Here is an 8,691-nt window from a genome sequence, read left to right as displayed (position 1 = left end):
TATCATCCGCGGTGTCCTCGACACCCAGGGCGTCAAGAACCGCAAGCAGCGCCGTTCGAAGTACGGCGCCAAGCGTCCGAAGTAAGCGAGGGAGACCGAGCCATGTCGCGTCGTCACCGCGCCGAGAAGCGCGAGATCATTCCGGATCCCAAGTTCGGCGATCTCGTCGTCACCAAGTTCATGAACTCGATCATGTACGACGGTAAGAAGTCCGTCGCCGAGACCATCGTGTACGGCGCCCTGGACATCGTCGAGACGAAGCTGAAGACCGACCCGCTGCAGGTCTTCAAGCAGGCGCTCGACAACGTCGCGCCGTCCATTGAGGTCCGGTCCCGCCGCGTCGGCGGCGCCACCTACCAGGTTCCGGTCGAGGTTCGCACCGAGCGCCGCCAGGCGCTGGCGATCCGCTGGCTCATCCAGGCCGCCCGGGCCCGCAACGACAAGACGATGGTCGACCGGCTCTCCGCGGAGCTGATCGACGCGTCGAACAACAGGGGAAATGCCGTCAAGAAGCGCGAAGACACGCACCGGATGGCGGAAGCCAACCGCGCCTTCTCGCACTACCGCTGGTAACCAGCGTCCTTCCCGGCACTCACCAGGATCGCTTCCATGCCCCGCAGCCACCCCATCGTGGACTATCGCAACTTCGGCATCATGGCCCACATCGATGCCGGCAAGACGACCACGACCGAGCGCATCCTCTACTACTCCGGCAAGTCCCATAAGATCGGCGAGGTGCACGAAGGCGCCGCGACGATGGACTGGATGGAGCAGGAGCAGGAGCGCGGCATCACCATCACGTCGGCTGCGACGACGACGTTCTGGAACGGCAAGCGCCTGAACATCATCGACACGCCCGGCCACGTCGACTTCACCATCGAGGTGGAGCGCTCGCTGCGCGTGCTCGACGGCGCCGTGTGCGTGCTGGACGGCAACCAGGGCGTGGAGCCGCAGACGGAGACCGTCTGGCGCCAGGCCGACAAGTACAACGTCCCGCGCATCGTGTTCGTCAACAAGATGGATAAGATCGGCGCGGACTTCTACAACTGCGTCGAGGAGATCGTGGACCGCGTCGCCGGCAAGCCGGTGTGCATCCAGCTCCCGATCGGCTCCGAGTCGAACTTCAAGGGCATCATCGACCTGGTCCGCATGAAGGCGGTCGTCTGGGAAGACGAGGGCCTGGGCGCGAAGTACCATGACGAGGACATTCCGGCCGATCTCGCCGACAAGGCCGCCGAGTACCGCTTCAAGCTGGTCGAGGCCGCCGTGGAGCTCGACGACGACGCCATGGCCGCCTACCTCGAGGGCGTGGAGCCGAACGAGGACACGCTGAAGCGGCTCATCCGCAAGGCGGTCATCGGCCGTCACTTCAACCCGGTGCTGTGCGGCTCGGCCTTCAAGAACAAGGGCGTGCAGCCCCTGCTCGACGCGGTGGTGGACTACCTGCCGTCGCCGCTCGACCGCGAGGCGATCAAGGGCATCGACGTCAAGACGGAAGAGGAGACCGTGCGTCTCCCGTCCGACGACGAGCCTTTCTCTATGCTCGCCTTCAAGATCATGGACGACCCCTTCGTCGGCACGATCACCTTCTGCCGCGTCTATTCCGGCAAGGTCGAGGCGGGCACGACCGTTATGAACTCGACCAAGGACAAGAAGGAGCGCGTCGGCCGCATGCTCCTGATGCACGCGAACAACCGCGAGGACATCAAGGAAGCCTATGCCGGCGACATCGTGGCGCTCGCGGGCCTCAAGGACACGCGCACCGGCGACACGCTCTGCGACATGGTGAAGCCCGTCATCCTGGAGCGCATGGAGTTCCCGGAGCCGGTGATCGAGATCGCCATCGAGCCGAAGTCGAAGGCCGACCAGGAGAAGCTCGGCATCGCGCTCTCCAAGCTCGCCGCCGAGGATCCGTCCTTCCGCGTCTCGACCGACTTCGAGTCCGGCCAGACGATCCTGAAGGGCATGGGCGAACTGCACCTCGACATCAAGGTCGACATCCTGCGCCGCACCTACAAGGTCGACGCCACGGTCGGCGCCCCGCAGGTGGCCTACCGCGAGACGCTGACCCGCAAGACCGAGGTCGACTACACCCACAAGAAGCAGACCGGCGGCACGGGCCAGTTCGCCCGCGTCAAGTTCGTGGTCGAGCCGAACGAGGTGGGCAAGGGCTACGCGTTCGAGTCGAAGATCGTCGGTGGCTCGGTGCCGAAGGAGTACATCCCCGGCGTCGAGAAGGGCCTCGAGAGCGTCATGAACTCGGGTCCGCTCGCGGGCTTCCCGGTCGTCGACGTGAAGGTCCAGCTGATCGACGGCGCGTACCACGAGGTCGACTCGTCGGCGCTCGCCTTCGAGATCGCGTCGCGTGCGGCGTTCCGCGAGGCCCTGCAGAAGGGCGGCGCGGTGCTGCTCGAGCCGATCATGAAGGTCGAGGTCGTCACCCCCGAGGACTACACGGGCTCGGTCATCGGCGACCTCACCGGTCGTCGCGGCCAGGTCCAGGGCCAGGACATGCGTGGCAACGCCATCGTCATCAACGCGATGGTGCCTCTCGCCAACATGTTCGGCTACGTCAACACGCTGCGGTCCATGTCTCAGGGCCGCGCGACCTTCACCATGCAGTTCGATCACTACGAGCAGGTGCCGCAGGCGATCGCAGCCGAGGTTCAGGCGAAGTACGCCTGATCCCCGGTCTGACCCCACTGCTCGCAACCACAACGCATTCTTGAGATCCACGGAGTACCGCCATGGCCAAGGAAAAATTCTCGCGGACTAAGCCGCACTGCAACATCGGGACGATTGGTCACGTCGACCATGGCAAGACGTCGCTGACGGCGGCGATCACGAAGGTTCTTGCCGAGACGGGTGGTGCGACGTTCACGGCGTACGACCAGATCGACAAGGCTCCCGAGGAGAAGGCGCGCGGGATCACGATCTCGACGGCGCACGTCGAGTACGAGACGACGAACCGCCACTACGCGCACGTCGACTGCCCCGGCCACGCCGACTACGTGAAGAACATGATCACGGGCGCGGCGCAGATGGACGGCGCGATCCTGGTGGTGTCGGCGGCCGACGGCCCGATGCCGCAGACGCGCGAGCACATCCTGCTGGCGCGCCAGGTGGGCGTCCCGGCGCTGGTGGTGTTCATGAACAAGGTCGACATGGTGGACGACCCCGAGCTTCTCGACCTGGTCGAGCTCGAGGTTCGCGAGCTTCTGTCGAAGTACGACTTCCCCGGCGACGACATCCCGATCGTGAAGGGCTCGGCGCTGTGCGCTCTGGAGAACCGTTCTCCGGAGATCGGGCATGACGCGATCCTGAAGCTGATGGCCGAGGTCGACCGGTACATCCCGCAGCCGGACCGCCCGAAGGACCAGCCGTTCCTGATGCCGGTCGAGGACGTGTTCTCGATCTCGGGCCGCGGCACGGTGGTGACGGGCCGCATCGAGCGCGGCGTGGTGAAGGTGGGCGAGGAAATCGAGATCATCGGCCTGAAGCCGACGATCAAGACGACGGTCACGGGCGTCGAGATGTTCCGCAAGCTGCTCGACCAGGGCGAGGCGGGCGACAACGTGGGCTGCCTGCTGCGCGGCACGAAGCGCGAAGAGGTGGAGCGCGGCCAGGTTCTGGCCAAGCCCGGCTCGGTGAAGCCGCACACGAAGTTCAAGGCGGAGGCGTACATCCTGACGAAGGAGGAGGGTGGCCGTCACACGCCGTTCTTCACGAACTACCGCCCGCAGTTCTATTTCCGCACGACGGACGTGACGGGGATGGTGAAGCTGCCCGAGGGCACCGAGATGGTGATGCCGGGCGACAACGTGACGATGGAGGTCGAGCTGATCGCCCCCATCGCCATGGAGGAGAAGCTGCGCTTCGCCATCCGCGAGGGTGGCCGCACGGTCGGCGCCGGCGTCGTCGCCTCCATCATCGCGTAAGACAGGGACAGGGCTCGCGCCCGCGGGGGTCTCCCCCGGGCGCGGCCGCCACTTGGCGGACAACCCCGAGGACACTGCAATGAACGGCCAGAACATCCGCATCCGCCTCAAGGCGTTCGACCATCGGATCCTCGATACGTCGACCCGCGAGATCGTCTCGACGGCGAAGCGGACGGGTGCGCAGGTTCGGGGTCCCATCCCCCTGCCGACGCACATCGAGAAATTCACGGTGAACCGCTCGCCGCACATCGACAAGAAGTCGCGCGAGCAGTTCGAGATCCGCACGCACAAGCGCGTTCTCGACATCCTCGACCCGACCCCCCAGACCGTCGACGCTCTGATGAAGCTCGACCTGGCGGCCGGCGTCGACGTCGAGATCAAGCTCTGATCGAGCGCGGGACACGGGGACCACCACCATGCGGTCAGGCGTCATCGCCCAGAAGCTCGGCATGACCCGCATCTTCACGGATGCAGGGGAACACGTGCCGGTCACCGTCCTCAAGGTCGACCACTGCCAGGTGGTCGCTCACCGGACGGAAGAGAAGAACGGCTACACCGCGCTGCAGGTCGGCGTCGGCAAGGCCAAGGTCAAGAACGTCTCGAATGCCGAGCGCGGCCGCTTCGCCGTGGCGAAGGTCGAGCCGAAGCGCAAGCTCGCGGAGTTCCGCGTGGCGGCCGAGGACCTTATCCCGGTCGGCGCCGAGATCACGGCGGACCATTTCGTCGCGGGCCAGTTCGTCGACGTGACGGGCACCACGACGGGCAAGGGCTTCGCCGGCGGCATGAAGCGCTGGAACTTCGGCGGCCTGCGCGCCACGCACGGCGTGTCGATCTCGCACCGCTCGATCGGTTCGACCGGCGGCCGCCAGGACCCGGGCAAGACCTTCAAGAACAAGAAGATGCCGGGTCATCTCGGCGTCGAGCGCGTCACGACGCAGAACCTGCGCGTGGTGCAGACGGACGTCGAGCGCGGGCTCATCCTCGTCGAGGGTGCGGTTCCCGGCGTGAAGGGCGGCTGGATCTTCGTGCGCGACGCCGTGAAGCGGGCGCTGCCGAAGGACGCCCCCAAGCCCGGCAAGTTCCGCCTGCCGGCGCAGGACAATGCGGCCCCGGCCACCGCGCCGGCGGCTGAAGGGCAGGAGAGCGCGTGATGAAGCTCGATGTCACCACCCTCGAGGGGGCTGCGGCCGGTTCGGTCGAGCTCTCCGACACGATCTTCGGGCTCGACCCGCGCGAAGACCTGATCCAGCGCTACGTGCTCTGGCAGCTCGCCAAGCGCCAGGCCGGCACGCACAAGACCAAGGGCCGCGCCGAGATCTGGCGCACGGGCAAGAAGCTCGTGCGGCAGAAGGGCTCCGGCGGCGCCCGCCACGGCTCGGCCCGCGTGCCGCAGTTCCGCGGCGGCGGCCGTGCGTTCGGTCCGGTCGTTCGCTCGCACGAGCATGACCTGCCCAAGAAGGTCCGCACGCTGGCGCTGCGCCACGCGCTCTCGGCCAAGGCCAAGGACGGCGCCATCGTGGTGCTCGACCAGGCCTCGGTCGCCGAGCCGAAGACGAAGGCCCTGAAGGCGAACTTCGCCAAGCTGGGCCTCGGCAACGCGCTCTTCATCGACGGTGCGGAGGTGAACGAGAACTTCGCGCTCGCCGCCCGCAACATCCCCAACATCGATGTGCTGCCGGTGCAGGGCATCAACGTCTACGACATCCTGCGGCGCGAGAAGCTCGTGCTGACCAAGGCTGCTGTCGACGCGCTGGAGGCGCGCTTCAAATGAGCACCGATCCGCGTCACTACGACGTCATCCTCGGCCCGGTCGTCACCGAGAAGGCGACGACCCAGTCCGAACAGAACAAGGTGGTCTTCAAGGTCCGCAAGGACGCTTCCAAGCCGCAGATCAAGGCGGCCGTGGAGAAGCTCTTCGACGTCAAGGTCGAGAGCGTCAACACGCTGGTCCGCAAGGGCAAGGTGAAGCGCTTCAAGGGGACGGTGGGCCGTCAGTCCGACGTGAAGAAGGCGATCGTGACCCTCGCCGAGGGCCAGTCGATCGACGTCACGACGGGTCTCTGAGAGCGGCAGGATCAGGACCATGGCACTCAAGACCTTCAAGCCGATCACGCCGAGCCTGCGCCAGCTGGTGATCGTCGACCGGGGCGAGCTCTACAAGGGCAAGCCGGTCAAGGCGCTGACCGAGGGCAAGTCCTCGGCCGGCGGGCGCAACAACACCGGCCGGGTCACCGTGCGCTTCCGCGGCGGCGGCCACAAGCAGAGCTACCGTCTCGTGGACTTCAAGCGCCGCGAGAAGCTCGGCCAGGCCGCCAAGGTGGAGCGGATCGAGTACGATCCCAACCGCACGGCGTTCATCGCTCTCCTCAAGTTCGCCGACGGGACCCTCTCCTACATCCTGGCGCCGCAGCGCCTGAACGTGGGTGACGAGGTGGTGGCCGGCGAGTCGGTCGACATCAAGCCGGGCAACGCCATGCCGATCGGCAACATCCCCGTGGGCACGATCGTGCACAACGTGGAGATGAAGATCGGGAAGGGCGGGGCGATCGCCCGCTCGGCTGGCACCTACGCGCAGATCGTCGGCCGCGACCAGGGCTACGTGATCGTCCGCCTCAACTCGGGCGAGCAGCGCCTCGTGCACGGCGGCTGCTTCGCGACCGTCGGCGCGGTGTCGAACCCCGACCACATGAACACCTCGATCGGCAAGGCCGGTCGCCAGCGCTGGCTGGGCCGTCGTCCGCACAACCGCGGCGTGACGATGAACCCCATCGACCATCCGCACGGCGGCGGCGAGGGCCGCACTTCGGGCGGCCGCCACCCGGTCACCCCGTGGGGCAAGCCGACCAAGGGCAAGAAGACGCGTTCGAACAAGCGCACGGACACGTTCATCGTGTCCTCGCGCCACGCCCGCAAGAAGAAGTAAGGGGGTCCACGATGACTCGTTCCGTTTGGAAGGGCCCGTTCGTCGACGGCTACCTCCTCAAGAAGGCCGATGCGGCGCGCGGCTCGGGCCGCTCCGAGGTGATCAAGATCTGGAGCCGCCGCTCCACGATCCTGCCGCAGTTCGTTGGGCTCACCTTCGGCGTCTACAACGGCCAGAAGCACATTCCGGTCTCCGTCTCCGAGGAGATGGTCGGCCACAAGTTCGGCGAGTTCGCCCCGACCCGTACCTTCTACGGGCATGCGGCGGACAAGAAGGCCAAGAGGAAGTGAGCCATGGGTAAGGCTGCCACACCCCGCGCCCTGGCGGACAACGAGGCCAAGGCGGTCGCGCGCATGCTGCGCGTGTCCCCGCAGAAGCTGAACCTTGTCGCCGGCCTGATCCGCGGCAAGAAGGTCTCGACCGCGCTCGCCGACCTCGAGTTCTCCCGCAAGCGGATTGCCCGCGACGTGCGGAAGTGCCTCGAGAGCGCCATCGCGAACGCCGAGAACAACCACGACCTCGACGTCGATGACCTGGTCGTCGCTCAGGCTTTCGTGGGCAAGTCGCTGGTCATGAAGCGCTTCCACGCCCGTGCCCGCGGCCGTGCCGGCCGGGTAGAGAAGCCGTTCTCGAACCTGACCATCATCGTCCGCGAAGTCGAAGCCAAGGCCTGAGGAGAGCACCATGGGTCAGAAGGTCAATCCGATCGGCCTGCGCCTCGGCATCAACCGGACGTGGGACAGCCGCTGGGTCGCCGGCAAGGGCGAGTACGGCCAGCTGCTGCACGAGGACATCAAGATCCGCGCCGCGCTGATGAAGCAGCTGAAGCAGGCCGCGGTGTCGAAGATCGTCATCGAGCGTCCGCACCGGAAGTGCCGCGTCACGATCTACTCGGCCCGTCCGGGCGTCGTGATCGGCAAGAAGGGCGCCGACATCGAGAAGATGCGCAAGACCGTGGCGAAGATGACCGCCTCCGAGGTGGTCATCAACATCGTCGAGGTGCGCAAGCCCGAGATCGACGCGACGCTCGTCGCGGAGTCGATCGCGCAGCAGCTCGAGCGCCGCGTCGCCTTCCGTCGCGCCATGAAGCGCGCCGTGCAGTCGGCGATGCGCCTGGGCGCCGAGGGCATCCGCATCACCTGCTCGGGCCGCCTCGGCGGCGCCGAGATCGCCCGTACCGAGTGGTACCGCGAGGGCCGCGTCCCGCTGCACACGCTGCGCGCCGACGTGGACTACGGGACCGCGACCGCCTTCACCACCTACGGCACCTGCGGCATCAAGGTCTGGATCTTCAAGGGTGAGATCCTCGAGCATGACCCGATGGCCCAGGACCGGCGCATGGCCGACGAGGGTGGCCAGCGCTCCGGCGGCCGCCGCGAGCAGGCGGCGTAAGCCGGGGGATCAGGAGCCACAATCATGCTTCAGCCCAAGAAGACCAAGTTCCGCAAGCAGTTCAAGGGACGCATCTCCGGTGCGGCCAAGGGCGGGACGAATCTCGACTTCGGCCAGTTCGGCCTGAAGGCGATGGAGCCCGAGCGCGTCACGGCGCGTCAGATCGAGGCGGCTCGCCGCGCGCTGACCCGTCACATGAAGCGCGCCGGCCGCGTGTGGATCCGCGTGTTCCCGGACGTTCCGGTGTCGTCGAAGCCTGCCGAAGTCCGCATGGGCAAGGGCAAGGGCGCGCCGGAGTTCTGGGCCTGCCGCGTGAAGCCGGGCCGCATCATGTTCGAGATCGACGGCGTGCCGGTCGATCTCGCCCGCGAGGCGCTGACGCTGGCGGCTGCGAAGCTGCCGATCAAGACGCGCTTCGTGCAGCGCATCGCCGAGTGA

The 8,691-nt window shown here is 66.7% G+C and carries 12 protein-coding genes and 1 pseudogene; all 13 read left to right on the top strand.

From position 1 onward, the window contains the following. Positions 1–85, top strand: a pseudogene (locus ACX9GQ_RS14360) (30S ribosomal protein S12); the annotation flags it as partial. Positions 86–102: 17 nt separating this feature from the next. Next, complete coding sequence (gene rpsG / locus ACX9GQ_RS14355) at positions 103–573, top strand: 30S ribosomal protein S7 (RefSeq protein WP_459630243.1); 471 nt, start codon at positions 103–105, stop codon at positions 571–573. 36 nt (positions 574–609) lie between these two features. Further along, positions 610–2,685 (top strand): elongation factor G, encoded by a 2,076-nt coding sequence (gene fusA / locus ACX9GQ_RS14350; protein WP_459630242.1) that lies wholly within the window; start codon positions 610–612, stop codon positions 2,683–2,685. 62 nt (positions 2,686–2,747) lie between these two features. Further along, positions 2,748–3,938, top strand: coding sequence for an elongation factor Tu (tuf, locus tag ACX9GQ_RS14345; RefSeq protein WP_459630241.1), 1,191 nt, complete (start codon positions 2,748–2,750; stop codon positions 3,936–3,938). 79 nt (positions 3,939–4,017) lie between these two features. Further along, on the top strand, positions 4,018–4,326 hold the full coding sequence (rpsJ, locus tag ACX9GQ_RS14340; protein WP_459630240.1) for a 30S ribosomal protein S10: 309 nt from the start codon (positions 4,018–4,020) through the stop codon (positions 4,324–4,326). A gap of 28 nt (positions 4,327–4,354) precedes the next feature. Beyond that, complete coding sequence (gene rplC, locus ACX9GQ_RS14335; RefSeq protein ID WP_459630239.1) at positions 4,355–5,089, top strand: 50S ribosomal protein L3; 735 nt, start codon at positions 4,355–4,357, stop codon at positions 5,087–5,089. Beyond that, positions 5,089–5,709 (top strand): 50S ribosomal protein L4, encoded by a 621-nt coding sequence (gene rplD, locus ACX9GQ_RS14330; RefSeq protein ID WP_459630238.1) that lies wholly within the window; start codon positions 5,089–5,091, stop codon positions 5,707–5,709. Before rplC ends, rplD begins: the two co-directional genes overlap by 1 nt. Further along, entirely contained in the window at positions 5,706–6,002 is a 297-nt protein-coding gene (locus ACX9GQ_RS14325) for a 50S ribosomal protein L23 (RefSeq protein ID WP_459630237.1), read from the top strand. Before rplD ends, ACX9GQ_RS14325 begins: the two co-directional genes overlap by 4 nt. Before the next feature lie 19 nt (positions 6,003–6,021). Next, on the top strand, positions 6,022–6,861 hold the full coding sequence (gene rplB / locus ACX9GQ_RS14320; RefSeq protein WP_459630236.1) for a 50S ribosomal protein L2: 840 nt from the start codon (positions 6,022–6,024) through the stop codon (positions 6,859–6,861). Between the two features lie 11 nt (positions 6,862–6,872). Continuing rightward, a complete protein-coding gene (gene rpsS / locus ACX9GQ_RS14315) occupies positions 6,873–7,151 on the top strand; it encodes a 30S ribosomal protein S19 (protein WP_459630235.1) in 279 nt (92 codons plus the stop codon). 3 nt (positions 7,152–7,154) lie between these two features. After that, positions 7,155–7,535: a 50S ribosomal protein L22 gene (gene rplV, locus ACX9GQ_RS14310; RefSeq protein WP_459630234.1), complete on the top strand. Its 381-nt coding sequence runs from the start codon at positions 7,155–7,157 to the stop codon at positions 7,533–7,535. A gap of 10 nt (positions 7,536–7,545) precedes the next feature. After that, entirely contained in the window at positions 7,546–8,253 is a 708-nt protein-coding gene (rpsC, locus tag ACX9GQ_RS14305; RefSeq protein WP_459630233.1) for a 30S ribosomal protein S3, read from the top strand. 24 nt (positions 8,254–8,277) lie between these two features. Next, positions 8,278–8,691 (top strand): 50S ribosomal protein L16, encoded by a 414-nt coding sequence (gene rplP / locus ACX9GQ_RS14300; protein WP_459630232.1) that lies wholly within the window; start codon positions 8,278–8,280, stop codon positions 8,689–8,691.

The sequence above is a fragment of the Alsobacter sp. R-9 genome, from assembly GCF_054612375.1.
The sequence above is the reverse complement of the archived record's forward strand: the minus strand, read 5'-3'. Positions and strand labels throughout refer to the sequence as shown.